Genomic DNA, 20,098 nt, shown 5'->3' with positions numbered 1-20,098 from the left:
TTTCATAGTTAAGTGTAGAGCTACATAAAGGAAGTGTCAATGACGTTGATAGTCATTATCATTTTGTCATTGACTTTTGACAAGCAGGGGAGTAGGATAGACTCTGTCATTGATATGGATTCTCATTATAGAAAAGGGAAAGGGGTCCTTTCATCATGTTTTCTCGTACATATCGGACCGCAGGCGGTAAAGCTTTCTTTGCTGTCTTAATGGCACTCTTGCTGGTCGTTACAGGTTGTGGCGCTCCGCAAGCAAGCGAACAAAAGCCGGCAGAACAAAAGCCTGCTGATCAAGCAACTGGCAATTCTGAGGGTTCCGGCCAAAGCTATACAGTAAAACACGCGATGGGCGAAACTACCATTAAAGGTACACCAGAACGCATCGTCATGTTGACTAACCAAGGTACTGAAACTCTGATGGCTCTCGGTGTGAAGCCAGTAGGTGCAGTAGGTGCTGCTCATGATCCTACTCAATTCTACGATTTCACCAAGTCTTTCCTTGAGGGTACAAAATCCGTTGGTACAGAAGGCCAACCTAACCTGGAAGCAATTGCAGCACTGAAGCCTGACTTGATTCTGGGTATGAAATTCCGTCATGAAAAAATATATCAACAATTGTCTGCGATCGCTCCAACCGTATTCGTTGAAGAGCCACGCGGCGACTGGAAAGAAAACTTCTCCTTGTTCGCAGAAGCTGTAAACAAAAAAGCTGAAGGCGAAAAAGTCATCGCTGACTGGAACAAGCGCGTAGAAGAATTCAAAACAAAAGCTGGCGACAAGCTGAACACGAAAGCATCCGTTGTGCGCTTTATGCCAGGTAAAGTTCGCATCTACTATAAAAACACCTTCACTGGCGCGATCTTCAAAGACCTTGGCCTGGCACGTCCAGCTTCCCAAGATAAAGACGATTTCGCAGCAGAAGTAACGAAAGAGCGCATTCCAGAAATGGACGGCGACATCATGTTCTACTTCACGTACGAAACAGGCAAAGGCGAGGCTTCCAAGCTGGAGCAAGAGTGGACAAACGATCCGCTCTGGAAAAACCTGAACGTCGTGAAAGCGGGCAAAGCAATCAAAGTGGATGACACCATTTGGAATACTTCCGGTGGCGTAATCGCAGCCAATAAAGTACTGGATGAGCTGGAAGGCCACATCATCGGTAAATAATGAGAAAAGACGGGACTGGTGCTCCCGTCTTTTTTTCGTTCGAATGCGGTTTATCCGGCCATGTTGTTGAATGTACCTCGTGGGTAGTAAATGTTTACGTGATCGATGTAGAGGGTGTTTGTGTCATCGGTCAGGATGCCTGAGAAGATGATTTTCAGCTCGTAATCAGGAGTTACCTTGTAGGTGTAAATGGTTTGGCCGCCCGTTGTGGCTTGGCTAGCTGGTTTCCCAAGTGTTTCTAGCACCTCGGCAAGCGTGATTGCTTGTAGGCGTGGGTCATAGGAGCGAATATCCACGAGCTGCATTCCTTTGTTAAAGGCGAAGACAAGATTGAGATCCCGGTACGTATTGTATGTGATGCCATTGATGAAGGAGACGACATCCGGTTTGCCCAACTGTTTTTCTACGTCATCGAACACATCATTTTCTACACGATACTGACTGCCAAAGGTTTGGCCTTTTTTGGCGAGATCACGCACGCTTTGCAAAATCTCGGCATTGTTCGCATACAGCATGAGATTTTTGTTTCCTTGTGGGTAATACAGATGGTATTCAACAAGAATCAGGTCTTCCTTGCTCGTGCTTTTTGTTCCTTGGAAGATCAGCTTGACCTGATATTTGCTCGTCACATCATAGGTATAAATCGTATGATCGCCAAACTCGCTGATACGCCCCGGCTTTCCCCAGATCTTTTCAACGGCAGACAGGTTGACTTGCTGCAAACGAGGATCTGTACTGTGCATGTCCACGAGCTGCATGCCCTTGTTGTAGCCAAACACGACTTCTTTTTTCGGATAGGCAGAGTAGGTCAGTCCATTTGCTGTGTAGGTTTTCTCTGGTTTTCCCCAGCCCTTTTCTACCGTTTTTTCCAGAACGAATGGGAGGGAGATGACCCTGCCTTCTTTCGCATTTGAGCGAATTTGTGACAATAGCTCCTCTGTCTGCGGAATAGGCTGTGTTGTTACGCTGTTGTTTGGACCCGGTCCTGGAGAAGCGGTAGGTGAGCCAGGATTGATAGGCGCAATGGATTCCGGTAATGCGCTCTGCTGTTGGTTCGTAAGGAGCGCGGCTCCCAGCCAGAGGGTCGCAGCGAGTACGGAGCAGAGGGCCAATCCCTTGCCAAGCGCAGAGAAACCACGAAAAGAAGCAGTCCCTCCAGATTTGCTCACATTTGTTTTGCGAATAGCAGAAGCGATCTCTTGCTTTTTTTCTCCGCTTATTTTCATATCCGGCATCCCTTCCAATTTAGCTAGTAAGTCATGGTCTGAATTAGATCGCATCGCCAATCATCTCCTTTTTCTCACGCTCAAGTATTTCCCTGACGGCTTTCATGGCACGGTGCAGTGTCACGTTTACTTTGTTTTCGGACCACCCAAGTATTTCAGCTGTCTCCTTGGAGGACAGTCCCTTGATTCCACGCAAAATGATTACCTCGCGAAACGCGGGTTTTACTTCACGGATTGCATGGTAAAGTGCTTGCTGCTCCTCATGTCCATACACAATTTCTTCCGGCGTTTTTTCTTCAGTCTCTACGTTCGCCAGCCATTTATCTGGTAGCCAATTACGAAGGCGTTGTTTTCGTCTATGATCGATGGCGGTATTCCTCGCGATCGTCAATAACCATGTTTTTGGTTGGGATCTGCCTTCGAATGCATCCAGAGACCGAAGCGCTTTTAAAAAGACATCCTGAACAAGGTCTTCTACATCGCGGGTTCCTGTGTAGTAAATAAGAAATTTGTAAATATCATCGCCATAGCGCAGGAACCATTGCTCCATTAATCCGTTTTTGTCCATAGCTGAACCACCTTTTGTACGTTCTACTTGTAATTTGACGACTCAGGGTGCATTTCATTACAAAAACAAAAAAACTGCCGGAAGCAAAGGTCCGACAGTGCGTGTATTTAAGAGTGGAGCATGGAGTCCCGTGTAAACCAGAGCTGATAGCTAAGCATGCTGACCAGAACCGCCGAAATGGCAGCGGAGGAGCTGAAGCTGAGCATAATGAGGATTTGGTAGCGCACGGCCTCGATGGGACTAGCACCAGCGACGATCATTCCGGTCATCATCCCTGGCAATTGGACGAGTCCGATTGTTTTCATCGTGTCAAAGGTAGGGATCATGCTCGCTTTGACAGCGCGCTTCAGCACTACATGCACGGCTTGGCGTGTAGTGGCTCCCAGACAAAGCAGTGTTTCGATTTCCCCACGAGAGGCTTCTACTTCTCGGTTCATATGCGTGAGAAAAAGACTCGTGACAATCATGGAGCTGCCAATAATCATGCCGCTCATTGGGATGAGGTACTGCGGCGTAGGAGAGACAAGTCCAAGTACAACCAACAGTCCCATGGTGACGATTTCTGTTATCGCAAGTGAAATGGCGATCCGCCAAAAGATCCCCGATAAATGCTTCGCTCTGCTGGCAGCGTTCGACGAAGCGACCAGGATCATCATGAGAATGATCAATAAAATAAACCAGACACTATCGGCAGCAAAGACAAAATGAAGGACGTAACCGATCGCGAGCAATTGAACGGTAGAGCGGATGGTGCCAATTAAAATGTCCTTTTCCAAACCGAGCTTCTGCCAAACAGAGAGCAGGAGGGCAATGAAAACAAAGGCATAGGCAAAAAGCAGCCACATGTATGAAAATGTATAAGTATGGGTCATTGCTGCACCTCACTTAGGGCAGCATGGACATTTCCATCTTGCAAAAATTCACGAGCTTCAACGGATTGGGGCGAGTGGAAAAACGCTTTACATTCCGCGTCCTCTGCGAGCTGGTGGTTGGCCATAAACCAGATGCGCTTGCAAGCGACTCGCGCTTCTTCTAAATCATGCGTGACCCAAATTAAGGTCGTACCTGTTTGGTGGTGCAAATCGACGAGGAGCCGCTCTGCAGCCTGCTTGCTTTTCGTATCGAGTGAAGCGGTGACCTCATCCAGCAGTAGGACAGGTGGCTGAAGCAATAAGCTGCGCACGAGAGCGAGCCGTTGCTTTTCACCGCCGGACAGTTGAGCGGCTGGTTTTGACCAATCGATCTCTTCCATATATAACTGGTCCATCAAGTCAGAGGCGAGCTTCTTATCAAAAGGACGTTGATGCAGGTTGCTCACTGTCCGCAGGTTGTCTTCCACGCTACCAGGCAGCATAACGGCCTGCTGTGCCACATAACTGATTTTCATTCGCCAAGCTGTTGAGTCCCACAGTGACATTTCTTTATTTTCTAAGTGAACCGTACCTGCGTCAGGCTGCAAGAGACGACCCAAAATACGGAGCAAGGTGCTTTTTCCTTGGCCTGATTTTCCCAGAATGCCAATGATCGTAGGCTCTTTCATACTAGCGTTTACGTCACGGAACAACCATGTACTCGTGGGAGAGTGGATTTGTTTCCCCAAAGCTTCGATCTTGATAGTCATATGTAAAAGCCTCCCCATTAACGCGGAAAACACCGAAGAGGACGAGTCTTCGGTGTTTCTTTCTTACAGGCTATCTATGTACTTATTTTTTCTCCGACAGCCACTGTGAAACCGCTTGAATTTCTGGTTGTTTCTTCAGCATTCCAGGAGGCATGCCGCCCTTACCGTCTTTGATGATTTTAGCAATGTCGTCAGCGCTGAGCGTCGCTCCAATTTTCGTCAGGTTTGGACCTGCAATGCCTTCGAGATTTTGACCGTGACAGGAAGCGCAATTTTGTTTAAATACAGCAGCAGCGTCAATTTGTGCAGTTGGTGCGCCGCCACCATTGGCCTCTTCCCCATGTTTTGGTGGAAAAATAATTGATCCTACAAGTGCAATGAGAAAAACTAGAAACAAGATACCAAACGAAGTGAAAAAGGCCTTCGCGGAATCAATTACATCGTTTTGATTCATGTCTTTTTTGTTGGACCCAGCCATCTGACAAAGACCTCCCAAAGCAAATTATAAAGTTTCATGGTAATTTTACGGCAAAAGTTTGACAATATCAAGGCGACTACCAAACAAGACAAAGAAAGTACACAATTTGCCATTTTTTCGTAAAAACACGTTGCTCTTATTCTACCTTATAACGGTCAATATTATTTGAAAGAATTTCTCTTATAATGGAAGGGATAGCGGGTTGCTGTTACCAGACAAGTGTGATAAAGTTGTTGTATTGGTTTTTTACCGCCTTGGAAATACGTTTTGAGGTGAATGAAAATGGCATTGGCTGCGAAAATTTTACTTGTGATCGCAAGTATTGGCTTAATTATCGTCGTGTTGCTGCAATCGGGAAAAAGTGCCGGCCTTTCCGGAGCGATTGGTGGCGGCGCAGAGCAACTGATGGGCAAACAAAAAGCCCGCGGGATTGACGCACTTTTAGGGAAACTGACCGTTGTATTTGCGGTTAGCTTCATGATTTTTGCGATTTTGCTCGGGTATTTCTTGAAATCAGGAGCGTAATAGACGAATGGCCGAAAGACAGCGAGTGCAACTTGCTGTCTTTTTCTCTATTCCGATTGCGATATGCGGGAACGGTGAATACTACATAATAGGATGGTCATGGAGAAACGCGGGAATGCCACGCGAAAAAGGAGGTTTGTGAATGGAAGATCAAGAAAAAATCCTCTCGTTCATGCGAGAGCAAGCGTATCACCCGATGACGGTGAGGGAGCTGGAAGAAGCATTTGGGATCAAGGATTCCACTACATTCAAGGAACTTGTGAAGACATTGAATGCATTGGAAGCGAACGGTGAGGTAATCCGTACGAGAGCAAATCGGTATGGCGTGCCTGAGAAGATGAATCTGGTACGTGGACGCCTGCAAAGTCATCCGAAGGGATTCGGATTTGTGATCCCGGAGACAACTGACTCGGATGATGTATACGTACATGCGAATGATATGAATGGAGCGCTCCATGGCGATACGGTTTTTGTCCGCGTGGAAAAAGAAGCGGGCGGAAATCGTCTGGAAGGGCAGATCATTCGCATTGTCGAGCGCGGAATCAAGCAGGTCGTAGGGACATTCAAGGATGAGAGGCATTACGCGTTTGTCATCCCCGACGAAAAGCGAATCGGCAAAGATATTTTCATCCCGAAAGACTCCTTCAACGGAGCAGTAGATGGTCACAAGGTAGTCGTGAACATCGTTCGCTATCCAGAGGGGCGTGTGAATCCAGAGGGTGAAGTCGTCGAGATTCTCGGCCATAAGAACGATCCGGGCGTCGATATTCTGTCGATCATCCGCAAGTTTAACTTGCCTGAGGCTTTTCCAGAAGACGTGTTTGAAGAGGCTGAGGCAGCACCAGATGAGATTTCCGAGGAAGAGATCAAGGGCCGTCGTGACTTGCGTGATCGGATGATGGTCACCATTGATGGAGCAGATGCCAAAGACTTGGATGATGCTGTGTCTCTTGAGAAGCTGCCAAATGGAAACGTAAGACTCGGCGTGCATATCGCTGACGTCAGCTATTATGTTCGTGAAAAGTCCCAGCTGGACAATGAGGCGTATCGTCGTGGTACCAGCGTCTACTTAGTTGACCGTGTCATCCCGATGCTGCCACATCGCTTGTCCAACGGCATATGCAGTCTCAATCCGCAGGTGGATCGCTTGACGATTTCTTGTGATATGGAGATGGATGCAGGCGGGAACACCGTGAAGTACGACATCTTTTTGAGCGTGATTCGTACAGATGAGCGCATGACGTATGCGGATGTACGCAGTATTTTGGACGAAAAGGACGAAGCGCTGATCGAGAAGTACAGTCAGCTCGTCCCGATGTTCGAGGAAATGAAAAACCTGGCCCTGATACTACGTAAGAAACGGATGCAGCGCGGTGCGATTGACTTCGACTTCCGGGAAGCGAAAATTTACGTCGATGAAGAGGGAGCCCCTACGGAAATCGGCTTCCGTACGCGATCGATTGCGGAGCAGATCATCGAGGAGTTCATGCTGGCTGCCAACGAAACAGTGGCGGAGCACTTCCACTGGATGAAGCAACCGTTTATGTACCGAATTCACGAAGATCCAAACGCTGAAAAGCTCATGGCCTTCATGGAGTTCATCACGAATTTTGGCTACTCGATCCGCGGGAAGGGTAACTCTGTTCACCCTCGTGCGCTGCAGCAGTTGCTGGAAGAGGTAAAAGGAACGCCGGAAGAAATTATTATTAGCACCGTCATGCTACGTTCGATGAAGCAAGCTCGCTACGAGGCGGAAAGTCTAGGGCATTACGGCTTGTCTACGGAATTTTATACCCATTTTACTTCACCGATTCGCCGTTATCCTGACCTGATCGTCCACCGCCGTATTCGCGAATGGATCGAGCTGGGGAATCAAATATCAGAAAAACGTCTGGGGTACTGGGCAGAGCAAATGCCCGTAATCGCAGAGCATGCATCACAACGTGAACGTCTGGCTGTCGATGCCGAGCGTGAAACAGACGATCTGAAAAAAGCGGAATTCATGCTGGAGCGAGTGGGAGAAGAATTCGAAGGCGTCATCTCCAGCGTCACTTCATTTGGGATTTTCGTCGAGCTACCGAATACGATTGAAGGCTTGGTGCACGTCAGCTTTTTGACAGACGACTACTATCATTTCCATGAGAAAATGTTTGCGCTGGTCGGTGAGCGAACAGGTAAGCAGTATCGGATCGGGGATGTTGTCGAGGTACGTGTAGCGAATGTCAACGTGGACGAACGCACCATCGACTTCGAAATCGTCGGGATGCCAAAGGCTGGTTTCCGTGGCAGCCGTGAGCGCACGCCTCGCGTAATAGATGGTCGCGGCGGGGATCGTAAGCCTACACGTGGCAAACAAGAAGAACGTTCACGTACAGGCCGTTCAGATCGTACCGGTCGACCAGATCGCCAAAAGGACAAAAAGCATCCGGCAGAAATTCGTCAAAAATACAAGGATCGCCGTAAAGCGGAAGGGAACAAACCTCCTCGCCGTGCTGGAAAGGCCCAGGCATCGAGCAGTGAAGAGGTGCTGCCAATCAGTGCAGGAGAAGGGGATACCCCAACGAAACGCCAGAAGGGATTCTGGGAAGATCTCGTCAAGTCCAAGAAAAAGAATCGCAATAAAAATGTAGCCAGTCAGGTGAAACGGAAACGCCGTTAAACAGTTGTTTAATCCCCGAAAAGTACTTGGAACGATCCGGTTCCCTTTTCGGGGATGGCTATTTACCCGGTAAATGACTTGCCACAATGGGCAAAATTTGCTAGACTAACTGGTACGAAACGCAGTACGTACAAGTGAGGTGATCTCCATGTCAAAAGATAAGGCCGGAACCAAGACAATCGCCCAAAACCGAAAAGCGCGCCACGATTACCACATCGAGCAAGTATACGAGGCAGGCATTGAGCTGACCGGTACGGAGATCAAGTCCGTGCGTGCGGCGCGTGTCCAGCTCAAGGACAGCTTCGCCCGTGTACAGGATGGCGAATTGCTTCTGTACAATGTGCACATCAGTCCGTACGAGCAGGGCAATCGTTTTAACCATGAGCCAGAGCGGACTCGCAAGCTGCTGATGCGTCGTTTGGAAATCCTCAAGCTCAATGGTCTGATTCGCGAAAGAGGGTACTCGCTGGTCCCGCTCAGCATCTATTTGAAGGGTGGCTGGGCCAAGGTCGAGCTCGCACTTGTCAAAGGGAAAAAGAACTACGACAAGCGCGAAGACCTCAAGAAAAAAGAGTCTGCGCGTGATATCGAGCGTGCTCTGCGCGAACGTCAAAAAGATTGATTGGATTGCACTGGCAGGCTTGGCAGCAATCAACGTTGAGTTTTGGTTGTCGCTTGTGCTATATTTAATAAGCAACAACAAGCCAATACACTGTTTGAAACAATATAGTCTAGGTGTGGATTTAATGGCTCTTCACCTAGACTTTTTCTTACCTACCTGGGGGCGTTCTGGATTCGACGGGGATGGTAGAGCATGAGAAGCGAGCCGGGGGGCTGCGGACCTCGTCAACAACGCGGAACGCCATTAACTGGCAACAAACAACTTTCTCTCGCTGCTTAATAACCAGTGAGGCGCTACCATTCCATCGCCCATGTGGCATGACTAGCGCTCAACTTTAGTGGGATACGCCGGAGGCTTCCGCCTGGAGCCGAAGGAAGAAGATCAATCAGGCTAGGTAACGGGTCAGCGCGTCACTCCGCGAATCCGGTACCGAAATTTAAATGAGTGACTGCGCTCGGAGATGCTCATGTATCGCTGTTTTCGGACGGGGGTTCGAATCCCCCCGCCTCCACCAAATACATAAAGTGAAGCCACCTGATGAGGTGTGACTTAAACCATATATTTGCCGCAACGGCAAGCTAATGCTTCAAAAAACTTTAGGCAAACTTTTGCTTCAAAGTTTTTTATTTATATTTGGGTATAAGGGCCTTTTAGAAGCAAGGTGTTCATAATGAGTGTAAAAACTCTTGGTAAGCGAGTCAAAAGCACGTATCGGCAGTTACAAGATATTGCAAAAGAAGAAGTAATTGATAATAGTATACTAAAATTATTGCGATTTAAGAAAAAACCCGACCTTCAGGTCGGGTTTTTATTATATTTCGAAGTATGAGTATGATACATTCCGCTAACGGAGAACGATAGTTACATAAAACACACCGCGAGGCTGCCAGATAATTGATTCGGCAGCCTTTCAGCGCTATATGAATATTTATTCCAATATTTCAATTCCAACGTCAATCATTCTCTCGTCTCCTAGAAAGTCAATTACAATTTTGGCTCTTTTCTTTCGCCGATCCACTTTTTTTATTATTCCTTCTTTTCCAGCAAGGGGACCTTTTTTGACGGTAATTTTGGAGTCGGTAATCATTAAGGTTGAATATCCGAGTACCCCGTCTGTGTCCAGCATTTTTAAAATCGGACGGATTTCTGCTTCTTCGATTTCGGATACTTGTAGTAAACCATCTGATCGTTGTCTTATCTGCTTATTGTTATTTACGAGTCTGAAAGTTCTAGGGGTTTCTTTAATGTCGTAGTATGTCTTCGTGTCCATATTCGTTTGGATGAGTAGATAACCCGGAAACATAATTTTTAAAGGGTGGGTAATAAGACCCTGTTTTCGTTCAGGAAGCCTTCTTTTCGGTACAACGGCCCTTAATTCGCGAGAAGAGAATTTATCCGAAAGAAATTTGGCCACTCGTTCTTCGTATCCGGTCTCTACATAAAGGGCATACCAATTCATCAATTGCCTCCTCATGGGGTGTAAGTTTAAAATACCACATTTTTTCGACATAGACATAATCTTTAAAATTCGACATTATTTTGAAATTGTGGTACAATAAGAGACAGATGTTACTATTATAATTAACTAAACAATCTTTGTACATAGTCCAAAACGGCACGAACTAATCGTTGTTGCGGCACGTTAGTTCGCTTTGGATTCTGAATATTGTATACATTTTTTTGCTGCTATATAGCCGCGAAATGTCTCGTCATGTCCATTTTTGGGTGGTGGTCATCTTTGCAGTGGCGTTCGTTCGAGAACTGCATCGTGTTGAATAGGGCCGATCTAACCATGAACGCCGGGCTAAGCTTCGTTCATATCGGCGAGGATAAGGAACCTGGGATAGATCCGCTTATATTCGGCCTCGACGAAATAGAAGATTATCGAAAATTGAAATTTGATGTCGGAAAGAGAAATTATGTGCTAGGCAGAATGGCTGCCAAACGAGCGGTTTCGACAATGATGAGCTGGTCTGATTTAACAAAGATAACCATTAGCAGGGGAGTCTTCGGACAGCCAGTTCTTCAAACCGGCAGCCCGGATAAATTAGCGGTCAGCATTTCTCATTGCCAATGCATGGGAGCTGCTATTGTTTTCCCCGAAGGGAGCCCAATGGGAATCGATGTGGAAGCCATCAATCCGTCAAGAAACGAAACAATGGCCAGTCAAATGACAATGGCGGAGATGGAGAGAGGCGCAACTGTTATTAGCAGCAGAGCATTCTTGTTAACGTTGTTGTGGTCCAGCAAAGAGGCGCTGTCAAAGGTGCTTCGAACGGGACTTACCATCCCGTTCGAATTGCTAGAGATCGAAACGATTCAGACTTACGGCGGGTTTTATGTGAGTACGTTCACGCATTTTCCGCAGTACAGCGCCAAAACATACCTGACTTGCGGCTACGTCTGGTCAATCGTAGCCCCTCGCAAAAGCGAGTGGCATTTAGATCCCTTGCAAATGCAAAATCATTTTCTGGCATTCGATTGCGGCTGCCGTAAACGAAGTGCAACTATAAAATAAAAGCCGTGTTTATAGAAAAAATTATGCTTCGAAGGATGAGCTCCACTTAGTGGGGCTTATTTGTTTTGGGTTTTGCTCCTGAAGGGAGAGTTAGCTGCGATGAGCGAATCCTATCAGATCCATACCATTTGTACTAGCTATCTCAATGAATTGTCCAATTACAATTATTTAATCATCGATAAAGCGACAAAACTGGCGGCTCTTGTAGATCCTTCTTGGGAGCTCGATCGAATTTTGACGGTGATCGAGGGGCTGGACGTGAAGCTGCATGCCATTTTGTTAACTCATTCCCATTTTGATCACGTCAATCTTGTGGAATTGCTAAGTGTACGGTATGCGCCCAATGTGTACATATCAGCGAAGGAAGCGCGGTATTACGCGTTTTCTGCGCCCAATTTACAGACGTTTAACGATCTGGATACCATTTCGTTGGGCAACACCACGATTACCTGTATGCTTACGCCGGGCCATACAGCCGGAAGCGCCTGTTATCTATTATCCGGTTGTTTGATAACAGGAGATACGCTATTTATCGAAGGCTGCGGCAGATGCGATACAACCGGCGGAAATCCGGATGATATGTTCGACAGCTTGCAAAAAATACGAGACACCGTGCCGATCTACGCGAGAGTCTATCCTGGACATTCATACGGGAAAGAGCCTGGATATCCGCTTTGGTATTTATTAGAGAACAACATCTATTTTCACCTTGTGAATCGCGCGCAATTCATTTCGTTCCGAATGCGTCATGCTCAAGGCTATGGCTCGGATGCGAGAGAGAGACGAAAGTAAAATGGAGGGGACAATGGAGAAAAAAGTCGTGTTTATGTTCTCGGGTCAAGGCTCCCAATATTATCACATGGGTGAGAGGCTCCTGGCCGAGGGAGATGTATTCGAAAAATGGATGACTCGGCTGGATCAAATTGCCGAACCGTTAGTTGGCCGATCCATCATGCAGCTACTCTATGACCCTCGACATTCGAAAGCAGAATCTTTCGATAGAACGCTTTTTACTCATCCGGCTCTTTTTATGGTGCAGTACGCCTTGGCACAAGAGATGCTTCATCACGGGATCTTTCCTGATTATGTATTAGGTAGCAGTCTCGGGGAATTTGTCGCGGCCGCTGTCTCCAATATTCTGGACCCGGAGCAGGCCCTCATTGCTGTCATCAAACAGGCTCAAATCTTTGAGATGAGTTGTGAAAGCGGGGGGATGCTGGCCGTATTGGATGATCCGCGCACCTTTCGGGAGAACACGTTCTTATATAACAACACCGAGCTGGCAGGAGTTAACTACGATGGGCATTTCGTAATCGCAGGCGGTAATGTGGGCTTGGACGGCATTCATACTCATTTGAGGGATAAAGGTATTGCTTCCATTCGGCTTCCTGTCTCCTACGCGTTCCATTCTAGGGAAATTGAACCTGCCGAAAACGCGTTTATCAGTCATCTTCGTACTTTATCGCTTCAGAAACCGGCCGTTCCTTTTTTGTCCGGCATGTATGGAGAAATGATTGAAGCTTTGAGGCACGAATACTTCTGGGATGTGGTCAGGCAGCCGATGAGGTTTCGGGAAGCAGTAACTGCTATGGAGCGGGAACAGCCGGCCGTTTATTTGGATTTGAGCCCTTCAGGGGTGCTCGCAAATTTCACGAAACGGCTCTTTAAGGACGATTCAAGCTCTGAAAGCGCCGGGCTTCTGACGGTATACGGTTTTGACTTTGAGAAAATGAATGAGCTCAAGCGAACGATCGCACGACCAATTGACTCGATTACGGGAGGGAACGATGAAAGCATGATCGCATATCTTTTTCCAGGACAAGGCTCGCAGCACGTTGGTATGGGGGAGGGACTTTTTGATGAATTTCCGGATTTGACTGCAAAGGCGGATGCCATTCTTGGTTATTCGGTAAAGGAGCTATGCCTGAACGATCCGAAGCATCAGCTGGGCAACACCGCTTTTACCCAACCGCTTTTATACACGGTCAATGCTCTAATGTATATGAAGGAAAGAAAGGAAACAGGCAGACGTCCCGACTTTGTAGCCGGTCATAGCTTGGGCGAGTATAACGCCCTGTTTGCGGCAGAGGTTTTCGATTTCGAAACCGGACTGCGTCTCGTTAAGAAGCGGGGCGAGCTGATGGCCCTGGCTACAGGCGGAGGAATGGCGGCAGTCATCGGCATGCAAGCGCAAGAGGTTGAAGACATTATTCGTCGGAATGGACACTTGGAAATCGACGTTGCCAATTATAATTCGCCCGTGCAAACCGTCTTGTCGGGGCGTAAAGACCATATAATGGAGGCGCAGCGCATTTTTGAACAGGCCGGGGCAGGGATGTACATTCCGCTTAATGTCAGCGGCGCATTCCATTCCCGGTATATGAATGAAGCGAAGAAAGAATTCGAGCAATTTCTGAATAACTTTATCTTCAACGAGCCTGTTATCCCTGTCATCGCAAACGTGTCTGCCCGTCCCTATCCGTTCAACGAAATCAAACGCAACTTGACTGAGCAAATCACAAGCTCCGTCAATTGGACGGACACCATTCGTTATTTAATGGGAAAAGAGGTAGAGCTGTTCGAGGAGGTTGGGCCGAAGGACGTGCTTACAAAACTGACGGAGAAGATCCGGCAGTCGAGCTCTCCGTTATTCGTAGAGGAAGAAACGCCGGAGGAGCCGAGCACAAACGAACAAATGAACGACCTGCCGTTCGTTGACAGGGAATCGGCCTCCATGCCCAGCGCCCGGAAGACGATCACTGCAGCTTTGCTTGGCAGCCCGGCGTTCAAGGAACGGTATGGTCTGAAATATGCCTATGTTTTGGGCGCCATGTACAAGGGGATTTCCTCGGCCGAAATGGTTGTGAAAGCCGGAAAGGCCGGCATGCTCTGTTTCTTTGGCTCCGGAGGACTAAGGATTACGCAAATTGAGGAAGCGATTCGGGACATTCAGCGCCAATTACGCGGCGGCGAGCCCTATGGAATGAATTTTCTTCACCATCCGGATAACCAGGCTCTCGAAGAAGCGGTTGCCGATCTTTACTTGAAGTACGGCATAACCGTAATAGAGGCTTCTTCCTTCATTACGATGACTCCCGCGCTAATTAAATATCGGGCGAAGGGACTGACAAGAAGAGCGGACGGAACGGTGGAGATTCGAAACAAAATTATCGCCAAGGTTTCCAGACCCGAGGTCGCATCCAACTTCCTAAGGCCGGCACCGGATCGGATCATCGAGAGGCTTGTTCAAGAAGGTAAAATCACGCAAGAAGAAGGCCGCTTGCTGCAAATGGTGCCGGTTGCCGACGATCTGTGCGTCGAAGCGGATTCGGGCGGACATACCGATCAAGGCAGCGCGTATGTGCTCATGCCGACAATGATCAGGCTGCGTGACGATATGGTACGCGAACATGGTTATACGAGCGAGATTTCCGTAGGTGCTGCCGGGGGGATCGGAACTCCTGAGGCTGCGGCTGCCGCGATATTGCTAGGTGCGGATTTCCTTGTGACCGGTTCTATTAACCAATGCACGGTGGAGGCTGCGACTAGTGATGCCGCTAAAGACCTTCTGCAGCAGGCGAATGTGCAGGATACCGATTATGCGCCGGCGGGCGATATGTTTGAAATTGGCGCCAAGATACAGGTTTTAAAGAAGGGCCTGTTTTTCCCCGCAAGAGCGAATAAATTGTATGATCTGTACCGGCATTTCAACGCCTTGGAAGAATTAGACGAGCCGACAAGGGAGCGTCTTCAGGATAAGTATTTCCATCGCTCCTTTGAAGAAATCTATCAGGAAGTCATAGCACACAAAGCTCCTGCCGAAATCGAGAAGGCGGAACGTAATCCGAAGCATAAAATGGCCCTTATATTCAAGTGGTATTTCTCCTATTCGACGCGGTTGGCGATGACGGGCAGCAAGGAACATAAGGTAGATTACCAAATTCATTGCGGTCCTGCGCTCGGAGCATTCAACCAGTGGGTGCTGGGCACGGAGCAGGAGCATTGGAGAAACCGTCATATCGATCAGATTGGAGAGATGCTGCTGAATGAAACGGCAGCCCTGTTGAACCGCCGAATTTCCGAATTGGTTGGCAATTAACTGAGAAGGAGAACGTTATGGTTGATATAGCAATCATCGGGATGTCCTGCAGACTACCTGGGGCGCGGAATTATCATGAATACTGGTCCAATCTGATAGAGGGCCGTTCATCCATCCGGGAAATTCCCAAGGAGCGGTGGGACTGGAGAGACTATTGGGGAGATCCGAAAGTTGAATATGCGAAGACCAACAGCAAATGGGGCGGCTTTATTGACGATGTAGACGCTTTTGATGCCGCGTTCTTCGGCATATCGGCCAGAGAGGCGGAGGTGATGGACCCGCAGCAGCGGATGATGCTTGAGCTTTCCTGGTCATGTCTTGAAGATGCCGGGATCGTCCCGTCAGCGTTATCGGGTAGCAAGACAGGGGTCTATATCGGCGTGTTCAACTTGGATTACAAGGAACTGCAGGAAAGGCCCTCCAGCCTTATTGAAGCTCATTATTCGACGGGAACCGCAGCTGCTGTTATCGCGAATCGAATATCTCATTTTATGAATCTGAGAGGGCCCAGCCTTTCATTGGACAGCTCATGCTCAAGTTCGCTGCAAGCGATTCATTTAGCGGTCCAATCGCTGCAGACCGGTGAATGCAGCATGGCTTTGGCGGGTGGCGTCAGTCTGATCCTGACTCCGACCCGCCATATTTCATTTTCCAGAACAGGCATGCTGTCACCTACGGGCTCCTGTAAAACGTTTGATGATAACGCGGATGGCTATGTCCGCAGTGAAGGCGCCGGTCTTATTTTGCTTAAGCCCTTGGCACAGGCGGAAAAGGACGGCGATTTAATCTATGGCGTCATTAAAGGAAGCGCTGTGAATCATGTCGGCAAGACACACACCTTAACTTATCCGAATGCACAGGCGCAGGCTGAAGTCATCGAGGAGGCGTTCAGCAAAGCGGGTCTAACGCCGGATCAGGTGAATTATATGGAGGCACACGGCACCGGAACGCCTAAAGGCGATCCGATTGAGTTTCAGGGCCTTACGCTTGCGTTTCAAAAACTCGAAGCAGAGATGGATAAGCCGCTTAGTCATCGTTATTGCGGCATCGGTTCAGCCAAAACAAATATCGGGCATGCCGAATCCGCCGCAGGCATCGCGGGCGTGATTAAAGTGCTGCTTTCCATGAAGCACCGAACACTCCCCGGATTACAAAATTTCAAAACGTTGAACCATCGGGTTGAATTAGCCGGGACTCCTTTCTATATGGTGGACCAACCGCGGGAATGGGAGCCGCTTCTGGATCATAATCAACAGTCGCTTCCGAGAAGAGCCGGCGTAAGCTCGTTTGGCTTCGGAGGGACGAATGGGCATGTGCTGATCGAGGAAGCGCCGCAGAGGCCGTCTCGCGAGATGGCGCAGCATGGATTGCCGTGCCATCTATTTTGTTTTTCCGCAAAGTCTGAAAAATCGCTTCTTCTATCGCTAGAGACGTTAGTCGCATGGTTGGACAGCGAAGGAAGCGAGTGTGAAGCCGCGGACCTAAGTGCCGCCTTGCTACTGCGCAAGCAGCATTTTGGCATTCGTACCGCTATCGCGGCTCAAAGCGTGGAAGAGCTTAAAGGTCGTTTAAAGGAGCTGTTGTCCGACCGGGAAGAAGCACAGCAATTTTTGAAGCAGGAAGCTTCAAAAATAGAAAAGACCAAAACTGCGCTTTTTCAAGAGCTGGCTGGCCTACTGATCCGGGAGCTCCGCGAATGTGTGAATGATACGCAAAAGTATCGGGAGAAAATATCGGCTTTGGCAGAGCTGTACGTAAAGGGCTATGACTTCGATGCATTGGCACTCTTTGAAGGAATGGACCTGAACAGACTTCGACTGCCTGCCTATGCTTTTACCAAAGACCGATACTGGATTACAGGCAGTACTCCGGAATCCGCCTTTGTGCCGACGTCAGGCAGCGGAGGTGTAGGTGAGCTTCATCCTGTACTGCATCGGAACACATCAGACTTTGCCGGGGTTCGCTACAGTTCGGTTTTCACAGGAGAGGAATTTTTTCTCGCTCATCATATCGTCGCCGGGAAGCGTGTATTGCCGGGTGTCGTTTACTTGGAAATGGTCCGCGAGGCGGCTGAACAGGCCGGCAGGAAATGGTTAGGCGAGCGTAAGCGTATCGTGCTAAATCGGGTGGTGTGGTCGCAGCCTGTTATTGTGACGGATAGCTCCGTTGAGGTTCATGTGTCGCTTTCGGTTCAAAATGACGATAGCTGCAGCTTTCAAGTGTACAGCGTATCTGGTGAATCAGAGCAAGATCGTGTTCTTCATTGCGAAGGTCATGTCTCGTTTCGTTCGGCTGATCCGGCTTCCAGGAAACTGCAAATTCCAGATTTCTTAAACTCCGGGCGAACCCCCGTCCCATCGCTCGTCTGTTATGAACGTATGGGGGGGATGGGTCTTCATTATGGTCCGGCTCATCAAGGAATTGAGCAACTATATCAAATGGACGGCTTTATTGCCGCTAAGCTGTTGCTGCCGGAACCCATTTTCGATACACGAAATCACTTTGTTCTTCATCCGAGCTTGATGGACGCCGCTCTGCAGACGGCGGTTTACAGTTATTCAAATGCCGGAGAAACGACCGTTGGTGAAAGCGGCAAGCCTTTGCTGCCTTTTACGCTGCGGGAGCTCGAAATTATACGTCCGTGCGCTTCTGCTGCTTGGGCGATTGTAAGCCAGGAAGAAGCGGGAGACAGCAAAATGGCTAAACGTCTCCGTATTGATGTATGCGATGAGGACGGCAGCGTCTGTGTGAGCATCAAGGGCTTCGTCCTAAGGCCGCTGGAGGGCGGGTTCGCCGGCGGCGTCTCAGATCCTGCAAAACCGGCGGCGTCAAAGGTATATGCGGGATTAATGGTGCCGCTATGGGACCCGATCACACCGGCTGCACGTAAAACGGATGCTCCGAACATACGAACCGTAATAGCCGGAGGTTCGGCAGCGAGCCGTGACAAGATATGGCGGGTTATTCCGAATGCGCAGGATGTACAGCTACAGGTGGAGGATGACCTGGAAGTATTGGCACGAAAGCTGGAGCAGTACGGCGAGATCGGCCATTTTGTTTGGATTGCGCCTGACGATTCGATAGAGTCAGCGGAATCGGATGCGATGCTTGCGGCGCAGCATGAAGGCGTGCTTTTCCTGTTTCGGATCATCAAAGTGCTGCTTATGCTTGGATATGGCGCAAAGCCGTTAAAGTGGAGCGTCATCACATTCCAAACGGTGCAGGTATTCCAGCAGGAAACGATTCGGCCGGCCCATGCAAGCCTGCATGGGCTAATCGGCTCGATGGCCAAGGAATATCCGAACTGGTCGGTTAGCTTTGCCGATTTGGAGCGGGAAGATGCTTGGCCGATCGAAGAGTTGATCGCATTGCCGCCTGATGAGCGGGGCGACGTATGGGCATACCGGTCCAGGAAGTGGTACCGGCAGAAAATGATCCCGGCGCGGATCCCCAAACCTGAAGGTACAGCATACCGGATGGGAGGGGTCTATGCGGTAATCGGTGGAACCGGCGGAATCGGAGAAGCATGGAGCGAATATATGATTCGCCGGTATCAGGCGAATATCGTCTGGATTGGCCGACGGGAGATTGACGCCGGTATTCAGGAGAAGATCGATCGGTTGTCAAAACTGGGGCCGTCTCCGTGCTACATCCAAGCAGACGCAAAGGACGGGAAGGCGCTGGAACTGGCGTACGAGAGTATAAAATCCAGCTACGGACGGATCCATGGCGTCATACACTCGGCAATTGTGCTTTTGGATCAAAGTTTGGCGAATATGTCGGAGGAACGGTTCGCAGCGGGATTGACGGCAAAGGTGGACGTGAGCGTAAGGATCGTACAGGTATTTGGAAGGGAACAATTGGATTTCGTCCTGTTCTTCTCTTCCATGAACTCTTTTGCAAAACCCGGAGGTCAGAGCAATTACGCGGCAGGGTGCACCTTCAAAGATGCATTCGCACAGCGTCTGGCGATGGAATGGCCATGCAAAGTGAAGGTCATAAACTGGGGCTACTGGGGAGGCACAGGCATCGTTTCCTCGGAACATTACCGAAAGCGCATGGCACAAGCAGGGGTTGGCTCCATCGAGCCGGAAGAAGCGATGGACGCACTGGAGACGCTCCTTGCCGGGCCGTTTGACCAAATGATGCTAATCAAAACAACAAAGCCTTATCCGCTAATTGATATGAAGCATGATGAATGGATTGCAAACTATCCGGAACAGCTCTCGTCCAATATCCAACGGCTGATAATAGAGCGAAAGAGGCGCAGTGCATCGGAGCAGCAGTATCCTGTCGCAGCTTCTTCAGTATCGGCCGATGAGACAGCCGATCCTGTGCTGACGTATATATCCAGTTTAGCCGCTGAATGGCTTCAAGTGGATTTCGGTGAAATTTGTGTGGATACTCGGCTGGAGGAATACGGGATCGATGCGGTCGTTCTCAACGAAATGCTCGTGTCCGTAAACCAGCAGTATCATATCGATTTGCAGCCGTCAGAGCTGTCTGCTCAAGCATCGCTGCGTCAGATCGGTTCATGTGTGCGCGAGGCAATCGGAATCGGCGCTGACAAGTGCTGATACCCAATATCAGAAGGCGATGCATAATAAAAGAAAGGA

The 20,098-nt window shown here is 48.9% G+C and carries 14 protein-coding genes and 1 other RNA gene; 9 read left to right on the top strand and 6 right to left on the bottom strand.

Annotated elements, in window-relative coordinates:
* Nucleotides 1–155: 155 nt before the first annotated feature.
* Nucleotides 156–1,166, top strand: a complete 1,011-nt coding sequence (locus ACFYU8_RS17465; protein WP_390301126.1) for an ABC transporter substrate-binding protein — start codon at nt 156–158, stop codon at nt 1,164–1,166.
* Nucleotides 1,167–1,216: 50 nt separating this feature from the next.
* Here ACFYU8_RS17465 and ACFYU8_RS17460 read toward each other — a convergent pair whose 3' ends face one another.
* From ACFYU8_RS17460 to ACFYU8_RS17440, 5 genes are all read right to left on the bottom strand, one after another.
* Nucleotides 1,217–2,446 (bottom strand): YjgB family protein, encoded by a 1,230-nt coding sequence (locus ACFYU8_RS17460; protein WP_390301129.1) that lies wholly within the window; start codon nt 2,444–2,446, stop codon nt 1,217–1,219.
* Nucleotides 2,436–2,960, bottom strand: coding sequence for an RNA polymerase sigma factor (locus ACFYU8_RS17455; protein ID WP_390301132.1), 525 nt, complete (start codon nt 2,958–2,960; stop codon nt 2,436–2,438). Before ACFYU8_RS17455 ends, ACFYU8_RS17460 begins: the two co-directional genes overlap by 11 nt.
* 107 nt (nt 2,961–3,067) lie before the next feature.
* The gene (locus tag ACFYU8_RS17450; protein WP_390301135.1) at nt 3,068–3,832 is read right to left on the bottom strand and encodes an ABC transporter permease; all 765 of its coding nucleotides are present in this window, start codon (nt 3,830–3,832) and stop codon (nt 3,068–3,070) included.
* Entirely contained in the window at nt 3,829–4,581 is a 753-nt protein-coding gene (locus tag ACFYU8_RS17445; RefSeq protein ID WP_390301138.1) for an ABC transporter ATP-binding protein, read from the bottom strand. The genes ACFYU8_RS17450 and ACFYU8_RS17445 overlap by 4 nt, the downstream gene beginning before the upstream one ends.
* Before the next feature lie 82 nt (nt 4,582–4,663).
* Complete coding sequence (locus ACFYU8_RS17440; RefSeq protein WP_007728788.1) at nt 4,664–5,059, bottom strand: YqzM family protein; 396 nt, start codon at nt 5,057–5,059, stop codon at nt 4,664–4,666.
* Nucleotides 5,060–5,341: 282 nt separating this feature from the next.
* Between ACFYU8_RS17440 and secG the strand changes: the two genes are divergently transcribed.
* The 4 genes from secG (at nt 5,342) to ssrA (ending at nt 9,379) form a co-directional block, all read left to right on the top strand.
* Nucleotides 5,342–5,584, top strand: coding sequence for a preprotein translocase subunit SecG (gene secG / locus ACFYU8_RS17435; protein WP_390301141.1), 243 nt, complete (start codon nt 5,342–5,344; stop codon nt 5,582–5,584).
* Nucleotides 5,585–5,726: 142 nt separating this feature from the next.
* Nucleotides 5,727–8,243: a ribonuclease R gene (gene rnr / locus ACFYU8_RS17430; protein ID WP_390301144.1), complete on the top strand. Its 2,517-nt coding sequence runs from the start codon at nt 5,727–5,729 to the stop codon at nt 8,241–8,243.
* 148 nt (nt 8,244–8,391) lie between these two features.
* On the top strand, nt 8,392–8,865 hold the full coding sequence (gene smpB, locus ACFYU8_RS17425; protein WP_390301147.1) for an SsrA-binding protein SmpB: 474 nt from the start codon (nt 8,392–8,394) through the stop codon (nt 8,863–8,865).
* 158 nt (nt 8,866–9,023) lie between these two features.
* Nucleotides 9,024–9,379, top strand: a transfer-messenger RNA (tmRNA) gene (ssrA, locus tag ACFYU8_RS17420).
* A 414-nt stretch (nt 9,380–9,793) separates the two neighbouring features.
* Here the strand turns inward: ssrA and loaP are convergent.
* Nucleotides 9,794–10,324 (bottom strand): antiterminator LoaP, encoded by a 531-nt coding sequence (gene loaP / locus ACFYU8_RS17415; RefSeq protein WP_390301150.1) that lies wholly within the window; start codon nt 10,322–10,324, stop codon nt 9,794–9,796.
* A 279-nt stretch (nt 10,325–10,603) separates the two neighbouring features.
* On the opposite strand from loaP, the gene ACFYU8_RS17410 reads away from it, so the two are divergent.
* The 4 genes from ACFYU8_RS17410 to ACFYU8_RS17395 all read left to right on the top strand — a co-directional run bounded on the left by ACFYU8_RS17410 (nt 10,604) and on the right by ACFYU8_RS17395 (nt 20,059).
* The gene (locus tag ACFYU8_RS17410) at nt 10,604–11,383 is read left to right on the top strand and encodes a 4'-phosphopantetheinyl transferase family protein (protein ID WP_390301153.1); all 780 of its coding nucleotides are present in this window, start codon (nt 10,604–10,606) and stop codon (nt 11,381–11,383) included.
* Between the two features lie 99 nt (nt 11,384–11,482).
* Entirely contained in the window at nt 11,483–12,175 is a 693-nt protein-coding gene (locus ACFYU8_RS17405; protein WP_390301156.1) for an MBL fold metallo-hydrolase, read from the top strand.
* A gap of 13 nt (nt 12,176–12,188) precedes the next feature.
* Nucleotides 12,189–15,482, top strand: a complete 3,294-nt coding sequence (fabD, locus tag ACFYU8_RS17400) for an ACP S-malonyltransferase (protein WP_390301159.1) — start codon at nt 12,189–12,191, stop codon at nt 15,480–15,482.
* 17 nt (nt 15,483–15,499) lie between these two features.
* Nucleotides 15,500–20,059 carry an SDR family NAD(P)-dependent oxidoreductase gene (locus ACFYU8_RS17395; protein WP_390301162.1) on the top strand — a complete coding sequence of 1,520 codons (4,560 nt, stop codon included), beginning with the start codon at nt 15,500–15,502 and terminating at the stop codon, nt 20,057–20,059.
* The last annotated feature ends 39 nt before the right edge of the window (nt 20,060–20,098 follow it).

Origin of the sequence: Brevibacillus sp. NPDC003359, assembly GCF_042878995.1 — a bacterium.
In the GTDB taxonomy this organism is placed as follows: Bacteria; Bacillota; Bacilli; order Brevibacillales; family Brevibacillaceae; genus Brevibacillus.
This window is presented reverse-complemented; position numbering and strand designations above follow the sequence as displayed.

Coding starts and splice junctions, on each gene's coding strand:
- secG (WP_390301141.1), top strand. CDS start 5,342: ATGGCATTGGCTGCGAAAATTTTACTTGTGATCGCAAGTATTGGCTTA.
- rnr (WP_390301144.1), top strand. CDS start 5,727: ATGGAAGATCAAGAAAAAATCCTCTCGTTCATGCGAGAGCAAGCGTAT.
- ACFYU8_RS17450 (WP_390301135.1), bottom strand. CDS start 3,832: ATGACCCATACTTATACATTTTCATACATGTGGCTGCTTTTTGCCTAT.
- ACFYU8_RS17445 (WP_390301138.1), bottom strand. CDS start 4,581: ATGACTATCAAGATCGAAGCTTTGGGGAAACAAATCCACTCTCCCACG.
- ACFYU8_RS17440 (WP_007728788.1), bottom strand. CDS start 5,059: ATGGCTGGGTCCAACAAAAAAGACATGAATCAAAACGATGTAATTGAT.
- smpB (WP_390301147.1), top strand. CDS start 8,392: ATGTCAAAAGATAAGGCCGGAACCAAGACAATCGCCCAAAACCGAAAA.
- loaP (WP_390301150.1), bottom strand. CDS start 10,324: ATGAATTGGTATGCCCTTTATGTAGAGACCGGATACGAAGAACGAGTG.
- ACFYU8_RS17395 (WP_390301162.1), top strand. CDS start 15,500: ATGGTTGATATAGCAATCATCGGGATGTCCTGCAGACTACCTGGGGCG.
- ACFYU8_RS17460 (WP_390301129.1), bottom strand. CDS start 2,446: ATGCGATCTAATTCAGACCATGACTTACTAGCTAAATTGGAAGGGATG.
- fabD (WP_390301159.1), top strand. CDS start 12,189: ATGGAGAAAAAAGTCGTGTTTATGTTCTCGGGTCAAGGCTCCCAATAT.
- ACFYU8_RS17405 (WP_390301156.1), top strand. CDS start 11,483: ATGAGCGAATCCTATCAGATCCATACCATTTGTACTAGCTATCTCAAT.
- ACFYU8_RS17455 (WP_390301132.1), bottom strand. CDS start 2,960: ATGGACAAAAACGGATTAATGGAGCAATGGTTCCTGCGCTATGGCGAT.
- ACFYU8_RS17465 (WP_390301126.1), top strand. CDS start 156: ATGTTTTCTCGTACATATCGGACCGCAGGCGGTAAAGCTTTCTTTGCT.